Genomic DNA, 18,733 nt, shown 5'->3' with positions numbered 1-18,733 from the left:
TAATTACGGTTTATGTCCTTAGGATGTTAACTGAATTTTAACAAATACCACTGAGGTAGAGAAATGACCACCAAAACCACCAAACGAGCAACCAAGAAGGTTGCTTCATCAAGCAAAACGATGATGAATAAGGCTGAACTCAAGGCATCGATTGTAAAACACTTACACTGCTCTTTAGGTACAGATGAAAACAAAGCAAACAATCACGCTTGGTGGAAGGCGACTTGTGCCTCTGTGCAAGAACACGTTTTAGAAGGACTGCGTAAAACCCAAAAATCGCATTATTTAAATGATACCCGTGCCGTACATTACTTTTCGGCAGAGTTCTTAATGGGTCGTTTGACGTCTAACAACTTACACAATCTGGGGTTGTTCGAACAGACTGAAAAAGCGCTAAATGAATTAGGCGTGAATTTAACCGATATTATGGAAGAAGAGCCCGATATGGCATTGGGCAATGGTGGTCTAGGTCGCCTGGCTGCTTGTTTTATCGATTCACTGGCAACATTAGACTTACCTGCTGTGGGATACGGCTTACATTATGAGCACGGGCTATTTCGTCAAGAGATCCAAAATGGTGAACAGATTGAACGCCCTGACAGTTGGCGAGACTATGGCAATCCGTGGGAGATTTGCCGACCTGAATCGATACAAGATATTCCATTATTTGGCTACGTAGAAACTAAATACGGTGAGAATGGGCGCATTAGTAAAGAGTGGCATCCTGGTCATATTGTTAAAGGTTTACCTTGGGATATTCCAGTGGTGGGGTACGGTGGTAAAACCGTAAACGTTTTGCGCTTATGGCAAAGCCAATCCTCAGACTACTTCAACTGGGATGTTTTTAATGCCGGAGGTTACGTGGATGCTCAAACAGAAAACGTCCAAGCGGAAACCATTTCAAAAGTACTTTATCCAAATGACGAAACCCAAGCGGGCAAAGATTTACGTCTTATCCAGCAGTACTTTTTTAGTGCATGCTCCCTAAAAGACATTATCCGCAGATATAAACGGGCCCATGGCGATGACTGGAGCCGTTTCTCTGATCAAGTGGTTATCCAATTAAACGATACCCATCCTGCTGTTGCTATCCCAGAGTTGATGAGAATATTAATCGACCGTGCTGAACTTGATTGGGACTATGCATGGAGTATCTGTAGTAAAACGTTTGCCTACACCAACCATACCTTGTTGCCTGAAGCATTAGAAAAGTGGCCTGCTCGTATGTTTGAAAGGATATTGCCTCGCCATTTGGAAATTATTTATGAAATTAACCGTCGCTTCATGGACGAAGTGGAAGCGGTTTGGCCAGGTAATAATGAGATCAAGCGTAAACTGTCTATTATCGAAGAGGGGCCAGACAAAATGGTACGCATGGGGAATTTGTCAGTCATTGGCTCTTTCGCCGTTAACGGGGTAGCAGAAATCCATTCGGAGCTGGTTAAGAAAGATTTATTCCCTGAATTTAATCATATGTGGCCAGGTAAACTCACCAATGTGACAAACGGCATCACACCGCGTCGTTGGTTGAAGGCGTGTAATCCTGCATTGTCACAGTTAATTGACGGTAAGATTGGTCAGGATTGGCCCTTAAATTTAGATAAACTGAAAGGTTTAGCCGAATTTGCCGATGACGCTAAGTTTCAAAAGCAGTTCATGAAAATCAAGCGTGATAATAAAGTGCAACTGGCGAACGAAGTGTTGGCGTTGACAGGTATTGAGATTAACCCAGATGCGATATTTGATGTACAGATTAAACGTCTTCACGAGTATAAGCGTCAACATTTAAACCTGTTGTATATCATGGCGTTGTATCGTCGTCTATTAGAGAACCCTGACTATGACATGCATCCTCGCGTTTTCTTGTTCGGTGCCAAAGCAGCACCTGGTTACAAGCTTGCTAAAGACATCATCTTCGCTATTAACAAAGTGGCAGAAAAAATCAACAATGACGCACGGGTTAATCACAAATTGAAAGTGGTATTTTTGCCTAACTACCGCGTGAGTTTGGCTGAGAAGATGATCCCTGCTGCAGATATTTCGGAACAGATATCCACCGCAGGTAAAGAAGCTTCTGGTACAGGCAACATGAAACTGTCCTTAAATGGTGCTCTCACGGTGGGGACGTTAGACGGGGCAAACATTGAAATAGCCGAAGAAGTCGGAGATGAAAATATATTCATCTTTGGCCTGACAGTAGCCGAAGTAGAAGCGTTAGATAAGAAGGGCTATAACCCGTTTGATTATTATGATAATAATCGCGAGTTAAAAGCAGTACTTGATTGGTTAGACAGCGATTACTTTACACCAGGTAAGCCCGGAGCGCTTTCTTCATTAAAACGCAGTATGTTGGAAGGGGGAGATCACTATAAGGTACTGGCTGATTTTACGTCCTATTGCGAAGCACAATCTCTTGCTGATAATGCGTACAAAGAGCCACAAAGATGGGCCAAAATGGCGATACTCAATACGGCGCACATGGGGAAATTCACTTCTGACCGCTCAATCAAAGACTATGTTGAGCGCATTTGGAAGCTTAATCCTTGCAAAGTTGAGTAGTATTTATGCATTGTAACTTTAGCAGCCTAATGGCTTTCACCCCAGCCATTTTCCTGTAGACTATTACCCTATATGCAAGGCGCTAACTATGGTTAGCGCCTTGTTTTTCCTAATCAAAATAGACACACAGTGTCAGAAGTATTTGGGGTTTATCTATTTGCATGAAGCCTGTTCATGATTCATTGCGAACAATACCGAATCGTCACGTCTTCTTAAGACAAATAGACGATATGCTAAAAAGCCATCCTCATCATTCGATGCTTTTGATTGATGTGGTACGTTTTTCAGATGTCAGTAGCAGCTTTGGTTATGAATTAGGTGACGAGTTGTTGCTCAACATTGCCAATAGAATTTGCTATTTGTTTGATGGCCATGGTGCTCACTTAGGGCGTATCAGTGGCGACATCTTCGGTTTAGTCATTCCAGGTAAATTCAGCCAAGTCCAACTTCAACGCTTTTATATTCACTTAATTGAACATTTTAAAACCCCAATTGGGGTAGGTGATCATTCATTTATTGCTGATTTTAACGTGGGTGCGGTCTCTAACGAAGAATCCGCCATCGCGGCTAGTCAATTTTTTACCCGAGTTGAAGCAGCACTAAAGCAAGCTAAACAAAATCGCTACGATAATTTTTGTTATATGAGCCTTATCGATAAGCCAAATAATAGCCGTTCGATAACATTAAAAGCTGATTTGAAACGCGCTTTGTCAAGAGATGAACTTGAGATATATTTCCAACCTAAGGTGAACCTGCGCACATTACAAATTGTTGGTGCTGAATGCTTGTTACGCTGGAATCATCCGCTGGATGGTGTGCTGTTTCCGGGCGCGTTAATTGAAGCTGCTGAGTCATACAATATGATGAACGAGATGGGCTACTGGGTTTTGGAAGCCGCCTTTAAAGGGGCAAAAGAACTGAGTAAGGCCAATATACATCTAAAGCTTTCGGTGAATATGTCACCAACCCAGTTGTACGATCCAAACTTTGTCGACCAGCTTGCTGACTTTGCGCTAATATACGCGGTTAACTTAAGTCAGATTGAGATTGAGCTAACGGAAGACGTGGCGTTATCAAATTCGTTTGTTGTAACCTCTCAGTTGACGCGTATACGAGCGCTGGGGGTATCTGTTGCGATTGATGATTTTGGTAAGGGCTATTCGAATTTAGCGTATATGCGTAATATTGAACTTGATACTATAAAAGTCGATAAAACGTTTGTGATGGAATTAGCTGAAAATCCTATTAATCGTGCAGTAATAGAAGCCTCTAAATTGATCGCAACCGCAGCCAATTGCGAATTAGTCGCAGAGGGTATCGAAAATATTCACCAGCTACATGTGCTGCGTGAAATAGGTGTAGCTGAGGGGCAGGGCTTTCTATTTTCACGGGCAGTGCCATTGCAGGAATTTATCGGATTAACTCAACAAGACTTCATCGTAGGAGATTCCCATGCACGGTTAAGTCGTCTTGATAGTGCCTAGCCATTGGCATTCCAGATAACACTCTTCTTTGGACGCCAAAAGAATATTTTTTACACTGTAAACATCATTGTCGGCCAGTCAAAATTAAAGCGCAAAGGTAACGTATGCAAACTGTTAATACGCATAAACTCATTAGTCATTTACAACAGCAGGGACAGTTTTTAACGCTATCGCGTTGCTCTGGCGAATTAGTACAAAACCCTATTTCTTTCACACTTTATGAGCACACGCAGGTCAGTATTATCTCCCCTGGTATTATTTCATTTTCACCCAAAATAAAGAGTGACAAAGCCATTGTGCTATCGAGCGGGATCCACGGCAATGAGACAGCCCCTATTGAAATATGCGACCAATATGTCATAGATATTTTGACGGGTAAAATACGTGTTGCTCATCGGATATTGTTCATTTTTGGCAACTTGCCAGCAATGGATAGAGCCACCCGCTTTGTAGATGAAAACCTAAATCGCTTGTTCAGTCATGCTCATGCAAGTGAGTCGGTTGATCAAAACAGCTACGAATGTGCTCGCGCGAAAGAAATAGAAGAGGCGGTCGCTGAGTTTTACGGATCAGGGCACGGTGAGGAGTCGCGCTATCATTACGATCTTCATACGGCTATCCGCCCATCGAAAAATGAAAAGTTTGCTGTGTATCCCTTTTTACATGGCGAGAAGCACGACAAAGAGCAAATTAGTTTCTTGCTTGCTTGCGGCATCGATACCTTTCTACTCTCTGGTAGCCCTACAACCACTTTCAGCTATTATTCCAGTCGTCAATTTGGGGCTCATGCCTTTACGGTGGAACTAGGTAAGGTACAAGCGTTCGGTCAAAATGATATGTCTCGTTTCACCCAGGTTAACGACACCTTGAAACGCTTTATTTCCGGTCAACCATTGAACCTGAAATCGTTTAATGATCAAGATGTGTTGATTTACCAAGTAAATCAGGTGATCAATAAGCATGCGGAAGACTTTGAGTTGGACTTTTCAGACGATTTACCGAACTTTAGTGACTTTCCCAAGGGCACCTTATTGGCGCATGAAACAGGCAATGAATACCGCGCTGAGTTTGACGGTGAAGCGGTTGTTTTCCCTAACGCAAACGTGGCAATTGGCCAGCGTGCGATTTTAACCGTAATCCCCACTACGCTTGATTGATAGGTGCACCTCAATAAGATTGTATTTGTTACAAATACGAACGTAATTTCAGTACGTTATTAGAAAAAATTTTGCTAACGTTCAGTAGGTCAAATGGATTAACAAGGGACAATATAATGATTATGACTACCACCCCCAGTATTGAAGGCAAAAAAATCGAACGTTATTGCGGAATAGTTGTAGGGGAAGCTGTGATGGGGGCCAATGTGTTTCGCGATATATTCGCCGCCATTCGTGATGTTGTTGGTGGGCGCTCCGGTGCTTATGAAGATGAACTAACAAACGCTCGACAAATAGGATTTCGTGAGCTTGAAGCTGAGGCGCGCTCTATGGGCGCTAATGCTGTGGTAGGCATTGATATTGATTACGAAGTGGTAGGCAAGGGCGGTAGTATGTTGATGGTCAGCATCAGCGGCACGGCGGTGAGCTGCAGCGACCTTTAGTTCTGCGGCCTTAAGCAACTTGTGTTGGAAGTTGCTTAAGGTCCAATACGACTGACGTACTTAGGCTATCACTTTTTACCCCAATCATCGTCTTCGTCATCAAAATTTTTATTATTGTCTTTCGTTGGTTTAGGCAGTTTCTCATTTGCACTTTGTTGTAATAGCAATATATTGCCAATGATAAAACCCAATACGACCACAATGATGGCAACGACTATCCAAATATTCATTTAACCTCCTGATGCTCACGATCTGATATTCCTTTGTTTAGTATGTACCTGTGATAGATCATCGGCAATCGATTTAACACCTCAGCTTTGCCTTGGATATCCTGTTTATCGAGCAGTGCTTGAAGAGCTGGTAATGTCAGCAAGCTAAGCATGTTTTCAGCCACGGGACGGTAACTTAAATGCCAAGGCTCCACGGATACCCCACCGGTAAAATTCTGATATGGCATGTAAAAATCAAAATCAGCCGCATGCGTTACTAACCATTTATTCAGTGCTGAACAGGGACCACCCTCGCTGTATTCTTGCGGGATAAGTTGTAAGGTTTGACCGGCTCGAGCCATGGCGTACTTGTCATATACATCGAGATCGGTGCCCCAATGATGACGGCTTGCCCCTGGCAATGCTGACCAAGTGAGTATGGCGTGTAGCTTTTGTTCAGAGGTCAGTGTGGTTGCATCTAATGGTTCACCGGTCTTGGAATACAGGGGGCGTAATCCCCGCCATTTATTGTCCCAAATCAATTTTTGCCGGGCAAAGTCGCGATAACCGCTGGCGATATTGATGTAAATGTTGTCTTTTGCTGCACTTCGCTGCATGGCGCTAAAGGCAGAGAAAGTGTTAACTTCAAGGCGATGGCCATCTTGTGCCTCACACAAATGTGAGGCATCAAGACCTAAGGCATGCTCAACATTTATCAAGCCAATAGCCTTTGCAAAATCCCTTCATATATTTTCGCAAGTTGTGCAAGATCGTTAATATTCACATTTTCATCAATTTTATGAATAGTTGCGTTGATGGGCCCCAATTCAATGACTTGCGCACCAGTTGGAGCGATAAAGCGCCCATCGGATGTGCCGCCGGCCGTAGAAAGTTCTGTTTCCCGGCCCGTTACGTCTTTTATGGCGCTTTGTGTGGCTTCAACTAATTTTCCAGAATCGGTCAAGAAAGGTTGCCCATTGAATGTCCAGTCGATGTGGTAGTCGAAATCGTATTTATCGAGTATCGTCGTTACGCGCTCAATAAGTTGCTTGTCGGTGACTTCTGTTGAAAAGCGAAAGTTAAAACATGCCGATAAGTCACCAGGGATAACATTACCGGCGCCTGTGCCTGAATTGATGTTAGAGACTTGGAAGCTAGTAGGAGGGAAGGAGGCATTTCCACTGTCCCAATGGGTTTGCGCTAACTCAGCAAAAGCGGGTGCCGACAAGTGAATTGGATTTTTAGCTAAGTGAGGGTATGCAACGTGACCCTGCACGCCTTTCACTGTGATATCACCGGTGAGTGAACCCCGGCGACCATTTTTAACGACATCACCAATCAGCGTAGTACTGGAAGGCTCGCCAACGAGGCACCATGTCATTTTTTCATTGCGAGCTTCTAGGGTATCAATTACGCGAGTAGTGCCATTAATAAATGGACCCTCTTCGTCGCTGGTAATTAAAAATGCGATCGAACCTGAATGTTCAGGATGCTTGGTCACAAACGCTTTAGTGGCAACAAGCATCGCCGCTAGGCTGCCCTTCATGTCCGCAGCACCACGGCCGTACAACTGACCTTCATGCTGGGTGGCGGTAAAGGGTGGAAATGTCCACTTTTCAGCAGGGCCGCTGGGCACAACATCTGTGTGCCCAGCAAAACAAAATACGGGTCCGCCTGTGCCTTTTCGGGCCCACATGTTGGTTGTATCGTCAAACACCATAGATTCAATATCAAATCCTAACGGGGCCAGATACTCAGCCATTAATTGCTGACAACCGGCATCTTCAGGTGTGACTGACTGTCGATTGATTAATTCTTCTGTTAACGCAAGTACTTCACAACTCATTTGAATATCTCTAGGTATTGGGCGTCTTTAAATCCGACTACGTGATGATCTTGATGAATAAGTAATGGACGCTTTATCATGGCCGGTGCTTCATGCATTAACGCTAAAGCAGTTTCTCGATTTAGGTTCTCTTTCTGTTCGTCAGTCAATTGTCTAAACGTTGTACCGCGTTTGTTTAGTAGGGTTTCCCAGCCAACGATGGCTTCAATTTCTTCAAGCCATTTTGGCTCGATACCGTCTACTCTATAATCATGAAATGTGTATTCTATTTCGTTCGCAGTTAGCCATTTACGTGCTTTTTTTATCGTGTCGCAGTTCTTGATACCGTACATTTTCGTCATGAAATTACTCGTTACCCGCATTAATTAACTAGCCGCTCACTATAGCGAGACTGTGCGGGTAGGGTAAAGAGGAAACAGACAATTGGCGTGAATTGATTAATAGCAAGCACCATTACACGTGATTTCAGTGTATTTTGATATGCCGTAGAGAAAGCTGTTCACACAAATAATTCATAATATAAGTTTGGGCGAGCCTTTTAATTTTAGTTTTATACCACACATTAAAACGATGAACTTTTCAAAGCGCTTGTCCAATAGCATTTTAGCCAGTACTGCATTTGTATTGACTCTATGGTGTATAAAATCAGCTGAAATACTATTCTCGATTGATATGCACATGTTTGCAGTTTATCCCCAGACACTTAACGGAAGCCTTGGGATCATCACAGCGCCCCTCATTCACGGTTCGTTGGAACATATTTTTAGCAACAGCCTACCCTTGTTAGTGTTACTCACGGCGTTTTTTTATGGATACCCTAAAACACGCACTCGGGTGCTTATCAGCGTGTGGTTGCTGTCAGGAGTTGGTGTATGGTTCTTCGCGCGTGATGCTTATCATTTAGGCGCAAGCGGGGTGACCCACGGCATATTTTTTTATCTTTTAGTGGTTGGGATTTTACGTCGTGATAAATCGTCGGTCGCTATTATGATGATCGCATTTTTTATGTATGGCGGAATGACCATGAGCATCTTTCCCCGTGAGCCTGACATCTCGTTCGAGTATCATTTATTTGGTGGATTAGCCGGTGCTTTTGCAGGTCTACTTTGGAATAGATTAGACCCTAAACCTGCCGTGAAGCGTTATCCATGGGAGCATAGCAGCGATGAAGAAGACCCTATCATCAAAGATGAATGGCGTGTTGTGGTTAATTCAAGTGATCCAAGTGAAAACCTCAGCAACTTAAAAAATGATGACTTGAACACTGCTTTAGATAAAGGTGGAGAAAAGGTAGAAAAGAGCACTTCATCTCATTCAATAATTATGACGCGTAAAGAGTAACTCTACACTTATTAAGGGTTTCCACGGTTACGCGTAGCTGTTGACGCACTTTTTTGAGCATAAAGTTAACGCAAATGACATTCCAATCAATCAGCTAAATAGATAGTTACTCATTGTTTTAATTCGTGGTCTTTTCTTGAAGCACGTAAGATAAAAATCTGTGCATATGCCAAGTAACCCCAAACAAGTGAGATCAAAAGATATGGATTTTAACTACTATTTTCGCGTCCGTTACGGTGAGTGTGATGCACAAAGCGTGGTATTTAATGCACGCTACGCAGACTATGTTGACATCACAATGACCGAATTTTTTCGAGCATTTTATGGTGGTTTCGATAATCTATTAAGCCAAGGGTACGAAACCCAAGTGGTAAACCTCAATATTAGTTGGCAATCTTCAGCGCGCTTTGATGATGTTATTGCAGCCTCTGTGAGTGTCATGAAGGTCGGGAATACGTCTTTTACCTGCGAAGTAAACCTAGTGCATCAAAGTAGTGGTAGAGCAATCGCCAATGCACAAATTACCTATGTTTGCGTTGATGCGACTACGTTTATCAAAAAGGCTGTTCCGCAAAGCTTACGCAGTGGGCTATTAGATCAAAAACAATTGCCTGCTATTAACCACGCAGGTGAGATTCAAGGAGCGTAGTTTCGCTTTTTTTCTTCTAGATTATACTTTAGTAGCATACTCAGTTAGTCGATATACTTTTATAGTGTTACTACATCAGTTGCTGCTAAGCACAAGCATAAGAGGCTGGTAAGTTCTTGATTAGGTTAATATTTTAACCCAGAACAATGAATGCGCTATGGCGTGATAACAATAAATAACCTAAAAATAATAATCATAATAAAGGGTTTGTAATGGTGCCTCAGAATAGGAAAAGTGACACTGCGTTGTTTGACGCTTTGCGCATTCGATCAAGTTTAACCGTGGAACGTTTGTCCGCTTTAGTCAATCAACCCAATATTAATCTTAAGGCGTTGAATCAATGCCTTTCCCCTCTTGAAAAACAACTTCCTGCGATTATTGATGAGATCTATGCGTCACACCCAGAGATGGCAGATGTGGCGTTGCAGACTGATGAGTTCAATCTCTCTACAGATTTGCGATATCTTCTTAAGGCCTATATCAAGGAGTTATTGGTCAATAATGAGTATGACGAGCAGTACATCAGTAACCGTATCGTGTTAATTGTACATTATAAAAATATTGGTGTACCAGCGTTAACCTTCATTCAGTTTATCGATACTTTGCGCCATGTATTACTCCAACATATTGAGAAGATACCGACTTTGAGTTCTATAAAAGAGCCAATTAGCTTGGCCATTCGCCAATTACTGCAGTTCGACCTTGAGTTGTGTGTTGACATTAACGTGGCACATTTACACGCTGATATCGAGGAACTGCGAAAAGAACACAACGAATTACGCAAAAATATTGAAGCTAGAATTGCCCAGCGCACAAAAGATTTGATGGAGCAGGTGCGATTGGACCCGCTGACTAAAATATACAACATCAGTGCGATGCAAGAAATGCTCGATAAAGAGCTCGCATTAGCGAAGCGTCGGCACACAAAGTTGTCGTTAGTGTATTTTGATGTTGACCACTTCAAGCGTATAAATGACACCGAAGGGCACTTAAAAGGAGATGAAGTGCTTAAAGAAATCGGTCAAACACTGCGCCAGTGCGTGCGTCAAACAGACATAGCATGCCGTTACGGTGGTGATGAGTTTTGTGTCGTGTTACTGGAGTGTAATGCACTTGAAGCGCAGAAAGTATGTGAAAAACTGATCGCTACTTTTCAATCCCGTTACCCGACTTATTCGTTTAGTATGGGGATCGCTGAAACAGGAGCATCGGAATTTGTCAGTGTTAAACAGTTGATCCATTTAGCGGACCAGAAAATGTATCTTGCTAAAAAACAAGCGGGTTACAAAATAGTACTTTGAGTTAACATCAAACAAGGCCAAGGATAATGCTTATTCGGTCCTTGGTTAGGTACATGACTCCCCAAGTCCGTGCATTGTCATCTAACCCCCTCTTGTATTAACGTTGCAAAACTAACGTTTCAGAATCCTGCATCAGTACCTGTTGTTATCTGAATACGTATGCAAGCACTTGTTTAGATATTGTTACAAAGGATAATCTAACTCATCATATAATTGACGTGCTTGTTTACATACCTCACTACGCCAAATTCGTGGCTACCTGATGTCAATGTACAAGATGCTACAGCAATCAATTTCATCAGTAGCTGTAGCTAATGTAAGCACTTTGTCGATACACAATAATAAATAAGAGACCCCTTCATGCAGCAAACTAAACCACAATTAAGCTTTTGGCAGATTTGGAACATGTGCTTTGGCTTCCTCGGTATTCAATTTGGTTTTGCCTTGCAAAATTCTAATGTCAGTCGAATATTTGAGTCCCTTGGTGCTGATTACAGTAATTTGGCGGTCTTGTGGGTAGCCGCGCCTATTACTGGCTTAGTGGTTCAGCCGATTATTGGCTATTTGAGTGACAATACTTGGAATCGTTTAGGCAGAAGACGACCGTATTTTCTTTGGGGCGCTATTGCCGCAAGTGGTGCGTTGTTCATAATGCCAAATTCACCTACCTTGTGGTTTGCTGCAGGTATGCTGTGGATCATGGACGCCTCAATTAATGTTTCAATGGAACCGTTTCGGGCGTTCGTGGGTGATATGTTGCCCCCTAAACAACGTGCCAGCGGCTATGCCATGCAAACCTTCTTTATTGGTGTTGGTGCTGTGGTGGCGTCTGCTTTGCCTTGGATGATGACGAACTGGTTTGATGTTTCGAATATTGCTGCACCTGGCACCGTTGCCGATTCTGTTAAATTCTCGTTTTATGCTGGCGGCAGTATCTTCCTGTTTGCGGTTTTATGGACGGTCATTTCAACCAAAGAGTACTCCCCGGAGCAATTAGCTGCGTTTGATGCTGCTCAAGCGGAGAAAGACAAACAATCTCTCACTATTACGCACACTAGAACAGCAGGGCAGTACATTAAGGGAGGCAGTCTTTTTTGTGTTATTGGGTTAGCCTTACTTGTACTGATTTACCTCAACATCGACCAACTTGATAAAAATTTATATATTTTGGCCGGCGGGCTGATTGCTTTTGGCATTTGTCAGTTAGTTGGGGCCTCTATGGTGCACCAAAAACGCACCAAAAATGGTTTCGCGCAAGTCCTTGGCGATCTATTTGCTATGCCCCAAGCCATGCGTCAGTTGGCAGTAGTGCAGTTTTTCTCATGGTTTCCTTTGTTCGCGATGTGGATTTATACCAATTCAGCCGTCACATCTCATCATTATGCCAGTCGAGATACCAGCTCAATTGCGTACAATGAAGGTGCCGATTGGGTGTCAATCCTGATGGCGACCTATAATGGCGTGTCTATTTTCGCTGCCATTGTCATTCCTTTTGTCGTTCGTAAACTCAATTTGCAATATGCACATTTAATCAATCTATCGTTGGGAGGCATTGGCTTTATTTCCTTTTGGTTTATTCGCGACCCTGCTTGGCTTGTCTTAGCAATGGTCGGTGTCGGATTTGCTTGGGCGTCGATTCTTTCAGTACCTTACGCCATCTTAGCCAACGTGTTACCCAGCAACAAAATGGGGGTATACATGGGAATTTTTAATTTCTTTATTGTTATTCCACAAATCCTTGCTGCCAGTATCTTAGGTTTTTTGATCACTAAGGTGTTCGATAATCAGCCTATATTCGCGCTTGTGATAGGCGGTTGTAGCATGTTGATAGCGGGCGTGATGACGTTACGTGTGAAAATTCCTCAATAAGCAATACGAGACCATTTTATTTATGAAAATTACATGTCCGTCTTCATCCAATACTGCGCAATATTGCATGCGTACACTTACCATATCAGTTGTGCTTGCTATGGCTGGTTGTGCTCCTACCAATAAGAGTCATGTCACAGAGTCAGCTAACAGCACAACACAGCAGTCTTATGGCACCGATAATCCGTTTGTAAAAGAAGCGGTGTACTTTGTTATGACAGACAGATTTGTTGATGGCGATAAGGCAAATAACTACTCTGAACAAGGTGGAAATCTGCCTAGTTTCAATTTGCCCTTATATGGTGAAAACGGTGAAACAGCTAATGTGGGTTATTTGGGGGGGGACTTACGCGGTGTGCTTGATAACGGACGATATATCAGCGATATGGGGTTTACCGCAGTTTGGTTAACACCTGTAGTGGATAACCCTGACCAGCAATTTTCAGGCGGCGAAGCCATAGGCTTCAAAGGCGCATTTAAGGACGGTGGTAAATCCGCTTACCACGGCTATTGGGCCTCAAATTTTTATAAAATCGACGAACATTATCCTTCTAGCGATCTTGATTATAAAAAATATACCAGCAGTATGCGTGAACAACATGGTTTGAAAACGGTGTTTGATGTGGTCGCCAATCATGGCTCACCTTCTTTTACTATGGCGGTTGAGCAAGAAAAATTTGGTAAACTGTATGATGAAAACGATCAGCTTGTGGCGGATCATCACAACGTACCGCCGGAGAAGCTCGATCCAAATAATCCTTTGCATCAGTTTTATCACACTGAACCGGATATTATGCAGCTATCTAACCTGAATGAAGATAATGCACAATTACGCGACTACTTAATTAACGCCTATTTATATTGGATAGAGCAGGGGGCAGATGCATTTAGGATCGATACCATAAAACACGTGCCACATCATTTTTGGCAGGAAATGGCTGCTCGGGTTAGGGCATTGCACCCTGATTTTTTTATGTTTGCTGAAAGTTATGATTACAATGCCAACTTTATAGCTCAACATACCTTGCCTAAAAACGGCGGGATAAGTGTTTTAGACTTTCCGGGCCAAAAAGCCATTACAGATGTTTTTGAATCATCAAGTAGTGATTTTTCCGACTTGTTGCCTTATCTACATTTGACTCATGGGCCCTATGCGAATCCCTACGAGTTAACCACGTTTTACGACAATCACGATATGCCAAGAATGAACGCCAGCGATACGGGTTTTATTGACGCGAATAATTGGTTGTTTACCAGTCGCGGGATCCCAGTCGTTTATCAAGGGTCTGAAATTGGCTTTATGCGAGGTAAGGCGGAGCATCAAGGTAACCGTAATTACCTTGGCCAAGCCAATATTGATTTGGCCAAAACCCATCCAATCCACAATGCCCTCACTGGAATTGCTAATGTGCGCAAAAGCACGCCTGCGCTACAAAATGGTTTGCAGGTCAACCTTGAGTTCAAAGGCGATTTCGCAGCGTTTTATCGGGTTATACAAAAAGGTGATATCGCTCAAACGGCGCTTATATTGTTGAACAAGAGCGATGAGACACATCGTTTTACTATTTCTAAGTATTTGGATGCAGGCACCTGGACTGAAATGCGCTTTAAGCAAGATACGCAAGTTATCGAGCAAGGAGAATCGTTAGTCGCTGAGGTACCAGGTCACAGTGTTCATGTGTGGGTCAGAGACGCAAAAGTCATGAACGAGTCCCTCAACGCGGAATTAGCGCGATTAATGGCGTTTAAATGATCCGTATTAGCAGCCATTTCAACGGCGCTGGCAACTATGGTTTGCTAGGCGCCGCTTGACTGGCGAATAACTAAGTCAACGGGCATTAAGTAATGCTCAACTTTTTCACCTTCAATTAATTTAAGTAAGCTGTCGACTAATATCTCGCCCGCTAAAATGGTGTCCTGCTTGACGGTAGTCAAGGCAGGTGTCGCAAAACCGGCCACAGGGACATTGTCAAAACCTACGACGGCGATTTGGTGAGGGATAGGTATATTGCTATCTCTTAATGCTCTTAACACCCCGATCGCAATAAGATCGCTAGCACATACAATCGCATCGATATCAGGATACCGTTTAAGCAGTGCAAGTGTCGCACTGTACCCGGAATCTTCAGTCGAAATAGCGTCTTGTTGCACTGCGCTTTGAGCGACGTCTGCCAGTGTCAGCGCCTTGTGATAACCTTGGTAGCGCGCAAAAAATTCAGGGGCGCGGGTGTCTGCTCCGCCGATAAACGCGAATTGATGACGACCCAAGCCGAGCAAATGTTGAGTCACATCAAAGCCACCTTGAAAATTATCACAACCAATGGACACACCGGGGTGTTCATCGTCTAATGCTCCCCAGCGTACAAAGTGTGTGTTTTGTGCCTCTAGTTGGCTCAGCTTCGTGCGGTATTCGGTGTAGTCACCGTAGCCTAGTAAGATGATGCCATCAGCTTTATTAGAATCTTCATATTCCGCATGCCAATCATCACTAAGATTTTGAAATGAAATAAGTAAATCATAACCAGCTTTTGCCGATGCGCGTGTGATGCTGCCAAGCATAGATAAAAAAAATGGGTTTATTAGCGAGTTATCAGAGGTTGGGTCTTCAAACAATAACAGCGCTAGGGTTTTGCTGTGTTGGCGCCTCAAGTTACTGGCATTTTTATCGACTTTATAATTAAGCTCTAGGGCTATAGCTTGCACTTTTTCACGGGTTTCTTTATTGACCAATGGACTATCACGAAGAGCACGGGAAACGGTCGACTGCGATACACCAGCTTGATGAGCGATATCAAACGATGTTGCTTTTGCTTTCATTACTTCAAACCTTATTCTACAAAATTAGTACGATAGACCTTTTGTTATTAAGGTTTATACACTAGCCTGCCATTGAAATCCCTCATTTTATCAAAAGATGTTACGTTTGCCTCACTTAAAGCTACGGAAACTTAAGTAACTGATTTGCAGTATTTAAAAAGCCCAAAGGTCGAAAGTGATAAGACGGATAGATCGTTAAAATTGGCAATAAAAGGACTTTTCGGGGGCTGAATACTGGTATAATATCCGCTGTTTTCTACGTATAAGTGTTAGGGGTAAGTATTAATGGCCGAGACCGAGAGTCGTCCGACCAATTTCATTCGTCAAATCATCGATAAAGATCTGCAATCAGGTTTGCATAAGCAGATTCATACGCGTTTTCCACCTGAGCCAAATGGTTATTTGCATATAGGTCATGCTAAGTCTATCTGCTTAAACTTTGGCATTGCGCAGGATTACCAAGGTCAGTGCAACTTACGGTTTGATGACACCAACCCTGATAAAGAAGACATTGATTACGTTAATGCGATTAAAAATGACGTAATCTGGCTAGGTTTTGAATGGCATGGCGAAGCACGATACTCGTCTAACTATTTTGATCAACTGCACGCCTATGCCGTTGAGCTAATAGAGAAAGGCTTAGCCTATGTGGACTTTTCGAACCAAGAACAAGTACGAGAAATGCGTGGTACTTTGACAACTCCAGGTACCAATAGCCCTTATCGTGATACGTCAATCGAGGAAAATATTGCTCAGTTTGCGAAAATGCGCAACGGAGAATATAAAGAAGGCGAGTGTTTGCTGCGGGCTAAAATCGATATGTCATCGCCGTTCATGTGTATGCGCGACCCAGCGTTGTATCGCGTTAAGTTTGCGCATCACCATCAGACTGGCGATAAGTGGTGCATATATCCTATGTACGATTTTACCCATTGTATTTCTGATGCGATTGAAGGCATAACCCATTCATTGTGCACGTTGGAATTTCAAGACAACCGACGATTGTATGACTGGGTGTTAGAAAACGTCACTATTGATGTGGTACCGCGCCAATATGAATTTTCTCGGCTCAACCTTGAATACACAGTGCTTAGTAAGCGCAAGCTCATCCAATTAGTGGATGAAGAATTTGTGAGTGGTTGGGATGACCCGCGTATGCCTACCATTGCGGGTCTTCGTCGCCGAGGCTTTACTGCTGCTTCGATTCGTGAATTTTGTAAACGTATTGGCGTGACCAAAATGGATAACATGGTTGAAATGAGCATGTTAGAGGCGCCTCTGCGGGACGAACTGAATGAAAATGCTCCGCGCGCTATGGCCGTGCTCGAGCCAGTTAAAATAGTGATAGAAAACTATCCACAGGATGGTGTTGAATTACTTGCGGCGCCTAATCATCCCAACCGCCCCGAATTGGGCAGCCGCGAAGTGCCCTTCGCACGGGAAATTTATATTGAAGCTGAAGACTTCAGAGAAGAAGCCAATAAGAAATTTAAACGCTTGGTACTAGGTAAAGAAGTGCGTTTACGTAATGCCTATGTCATCAAAGCGCAGCGTGTTGAAAAAGACGAGCAGGGGAACGTGACCACCATATTTTGTGAATACGATGGCGACACGTTAGGAAAAGATCCTGCAGATGGCCGCAAAGTAAAAGGGGTTATCCACTGGGTGTCAGCTGCTCATGCGGTTGCCGCTGAAATTCGCTTGTATGACAGTCTTTTTACTGTGCCTAACCCAGCAGCCGAAGACGATTTTGTGGCGTGTATTAATCCTGAATCATTAACAGTCAAACAAGGTTGGGTTGAACCCAGTCTGGCCAAAGTTGATATTGATGAAGCAAATATTCAAGCATTTCAGTTTGAGCGTACTGGGTATTTTTGTTTCGATAAAGACAGTACAACAAGTAAGTTGGTCTTCAATCGCACCGTCGGTTTGCGAGACACATGGGCTAAAATAGGGGACTAATTAGCCAAGCCAGACGCTTTTATCCGAGCGAAATAGAAAAGCCCCTGTTAATGATGATTAACAGGGGCTTTCTTTATGATTGCTGAGATAGTTCGAGGACAATAAAGTTAGCTATTTAGGCTGCGCATGAAAGGTTTGACCTGTCTCGTGCCTGCTTTCGTCACTCATTAAATACAAGTACAGTGGCATGATGTCCGCCGGCGTTTTCAAGGTTTCAGGATCTTCACCAGGAAAGGCCTGAGCACGCATATTGGTGCGTGTTCCACCGGGATTAATGCAATTGGCGCGTATTGATGTGTTCTCATTTTCATCCGCAATGACTTCCATCATCCCTTGGGTCGCAAATTTAGAAATTGCATAGCTGCCCCAGTAAGCACGGCCTTTGAGCCCCACACTTGAGGTGGTAAAAACAATCGAAGCATTGTCTGATTTTTTTAAAACTGGGATCAATGCCTGTGTCATAAAAAATTGGCTATTTACATTCACCTGCATGACTTTATTCCAGTCTTCTTCGCTTATCTGCTGCAAAGGCTCTAAGTGTCCTAGCAGGCTAGCATTATGCAATACGCCATCTAGGCTAGGAAACTGAGCATCAATGGTGCTAGCCATATCGCGATAATGTTGCACCGTTGCACCCTGTAAGTCCAAAGGAATAATAGCCGGCTCAGGGCCTCCATTATCGACTATTTTATCGTATACCGCTTCGAGCTTACTCACTGTTCTGCCCAACAGAATAACGGTAGCGCCGTACTTTGCGAATTGTAGGGCTGCTTCTTTACCTATGCCGTCGCCAGCACCCGTAACGAGAATGGTTTTTGAGGCTAATAAACCAGATATTGGTTGAAAATCGAGCATATATGTCTAATTCAAGTAAATTTTGCTGATTTTATCATTTAGATGTGAAAATATCCTACCGAATTAGTCTTGGAAGACGAGATTGTTTTACGTTACAAGTGATTAACAAACCTTTGCAAATCAATATCAAACTACATAAGATGGGTCAGGGAGTAACTGGTCTAACGTGTTATTTATACTGATAATAAATGTGCATAGGTCTAATTGATTCCGAGAACATGCAAAGCCAATTGAATAATAA

Annotated in this window: 16 protein-coding genes; 10 read left to right on the top strand and 6 right to left on the bottom strand. The window is 43.1% G+C overall.

Features of this window, described 5'->3' with window-relative positions; all coding sequences use genetic code 11:
- Positions 1–63 precede the first annotated feature (63 nt).
- From PATL_RS11210 to PATL_RS11195, 4 genes are all read left to right on the top strand, one after another.
- Positions 64–2,559 (top strand): glycogen/starch/alpha-glucan phosphorylase, encoded by a 2,496-nt coding sequence (locus PATL_RS11210; protein WP_011574998.1) that lies wholly within the window; start codon positions 64–66, stop codon positions 2,557–2,559.
- 161 nt (positions 2,560–2,720) lie between these two features.
- Entirely contained in the window at positions 2,721–4,043 is a 1,323-nt protein-coding gene (locus PATL_RS11205) for a putative bifunctional diguanylate cyclase/phosphodiesterase (protein WP_011574997.1), read from the top strand.
- 104 nt (positions 4,044–4,147) lie between these two features.
- The gene (gene astE / locus PATL_RS11200) at positions 4,148–5,200 is read left to right on the top strand and encodes a succinylglutamate desuccinylase (RefSeq protein ID WP_011574996.1); all 1,053 of its coding nucleotides are present in this window, start codon (positions 4,148–4,150) and stop codon (positions 5,198–5,200) included.
- Positions 5,201–5,316: 116 nt separating this feature from the next.
- A complete protein-coding gene (locus PATL_RS11195) occupies positions 5,317–5,643 on the top strand; it encodes a heavy metal-binding domain-containing protein (RefSeq protein WP_006993363.1) in 327 nt (108 codons plus the stop codon).
- Positions 5,644–5,711: 68 nt separating this feature from the next.
- On the opposite strand, the gene PATL_RS22465 is transcribed toward PATL_RS11195, so the two are convergent.
- The 4 genes from PATL_RS22465 to PATL_RS11180 are packed head-to-tail and all read right to left on the bottom strand — an operon-like array spanning position 5,712 to position 8,039.
- Complete coding sequence (locus tag PATL_RS22465; protein ID WP_006993362.1) at positions 5,712–5,873, bottom strand: DUF2897 family protein; 162 nt, start codon at positions 5,871–5,873, stop codon at positions 5,712–5,714.
- Positions 5,870–6,571, bottom strand: coding sequence for a M15 family metallopeptidase (locus PATL_RS11190; protein ID WP_011574995.1), 702 nt, complete (start codon positions 6,569–6,571; stop codon positions 5,870–5,872). Before PATL_RS11190 ends, PATL_RS22465 begins: the two co-directional genes overlap by 4 nt.
- Positions 6,568–7,698: a succinyl-diaminopimelate desuccinylase gene (gene dapE / locus PATL_RS11185; protein ID WP_011574994.1), complete on the bottom strand. Its 1,131-nt coding sequence runs from the start codon at positions 7,696–7,698 to the stop codon at positions 6,568–6,570. The genes PATL_RS11190 and dapE overlap by 4 nt, the downstream gene beginning before the upstream one ends.
- Positions 7,695–8,039 (bottom strand): ArsC family reductase, encoded by a 345-nt coding sequence (locus PATL_RS11180; RefSeq protein WP_041713715.1) that lies wholly within the window; start codon positions 8,037–8,039, stop codon positions 7,695–7,697. The genes dapE and PATL_RS11180 overlap by 4 nt, the downstream gene beginning before the upstream one ends.
- Positions 8,040–8,268: 229 nt before the next feature.
- Here PATL_RS11180 and PATL_RS11175 point away from each other — a divergent pair, with 229 nt between their 5' ends.
- From PATL_RS11175 to PATL_RS11155, 5 genes are all read left to right on the top strand, one after another.
- Positions 8,269–9,039 carry a rhomboid family intramembrane serine protease gene (locus tag PATL_RS11175; protein WP_011574992.1) on the top strand — a complete coding sequence of 257 codons (771 nt, stop codon included), beginning with the start codon at positions 8,269–8,271 and terminating at the stop codon, positions 9,037–9,039.
- 202 nt (positions 9,040–9,241) lie between these two features.
- Positions 9,242–9,688 carry an acyl-CoA thioesterase gene (locus tag PATL_RS11170; RefSeq protein WP_011574991.1) on the top strand — a complete coding sequence of 149 codons (447 nt, stop codon included), beginning with the start codon at positions 9,242–9,244 and terminating at the stop codon, positions 9,686–9,688.
- A 212-nt stretch (positions 9,689–9,900) separates the two neighbouring features.
- Complete coding sequence (locus PATL_RS11165; protein ID WP_011574990.1) at positions 9,901–10,989, top strand: GGDEF domain-containing protein; 1,089 nt, start codon at positions 9,901–9,903, stop codon at positions 10,987–10,989.
- A 360-nt stretch (positions 10,990–11,349) separates the two neighbouring features.
- Positions 11,350–12,858 carry an MFS transporter gene (locus tag PATL_RS11160; protein ID WP_011574989.1) on the top strand — a complete coding sequence of 503 codons (1,509 nt, stop codon included), beginning with the start codon at positions 11,350–11,352 and terminating at the stop codon, positions 12,856–12,858.
- A gap of 22 nt (positions 12,859–12,880) precedes the next feature.
- Entirely contained in the window at positions 12,881–14,611 is a 1,731-nt protein-coding gene (locus PATL_RS11155) for an alpha-amylase family glycosyl hydrolase (RefSeq protein ID WP_011574988.1), read from the top strand.
- 44 nt (positions 14,612–14,655) lie between these two features.
- Here the strand turns inward: PATL_RS11155 and PATL_RS11150 are convergent, their stop codons facing one another.
- Complete coding sequence (locus tag PATL_RS11150; RefSeq protein ID WP_011574987.1) at positions 14,656–15,675, bottom strand: LacI family DNA-binding transcriptional regulator; 1,020 nt, start codon at positions 15,673–15,675, stop codon at positions 14,656–14,658.
- Between the two features lie 285 nt (positions 15,676–15,960).
- Between PATL_RS11150 and glnS the strand changes: the two genes are divergently transcribed.
- Positions 15,961–17,637: a glutamine--tRNA ligase gene (glnS, locus tag PATL_RS11145; RefSeq protein ID WP_011574986.1), complete on the top strand. Its 1,677-nt coding sequence runs from the start codon at positions 15,961–15,963 to the stop codon at positions 17,635–17,637.
- Positions 17,638–17,748: 111 nt separating this feature from the next.
- Here glnS and PATL_RS11140 read toward each other — a convergent pair whose 3' ends face one another.
- Complete coding sequence (locus tag PATL_RS11140) at positions 17,749–18,492, bottom strand: YciK family oxidoreductase (RefSeq protein ID WP_011574985.1); 744 nt, start codon at positions 18,490–18,492, stop codon at positions 17,749–17,751.
- Between the last annotated feature and the right edge of the window lie 241 nt (positions 18,493–18,733).

The organism is Paraglaciecola sp. T6c, assembly GCF_000014225.1.
GTDB lineage: Bacteria > Pseudomonadota > Gammaproteobacteria > Enterobacterales > Alteromonadaceae > Paraglaciecola > Paraglaciecola atlantica_A.
The sequence above is the reverse complement of the archived record's forward strand: the minus strand, read 5'-3'. Positions and strand labels throughout refer to the sequence as shown.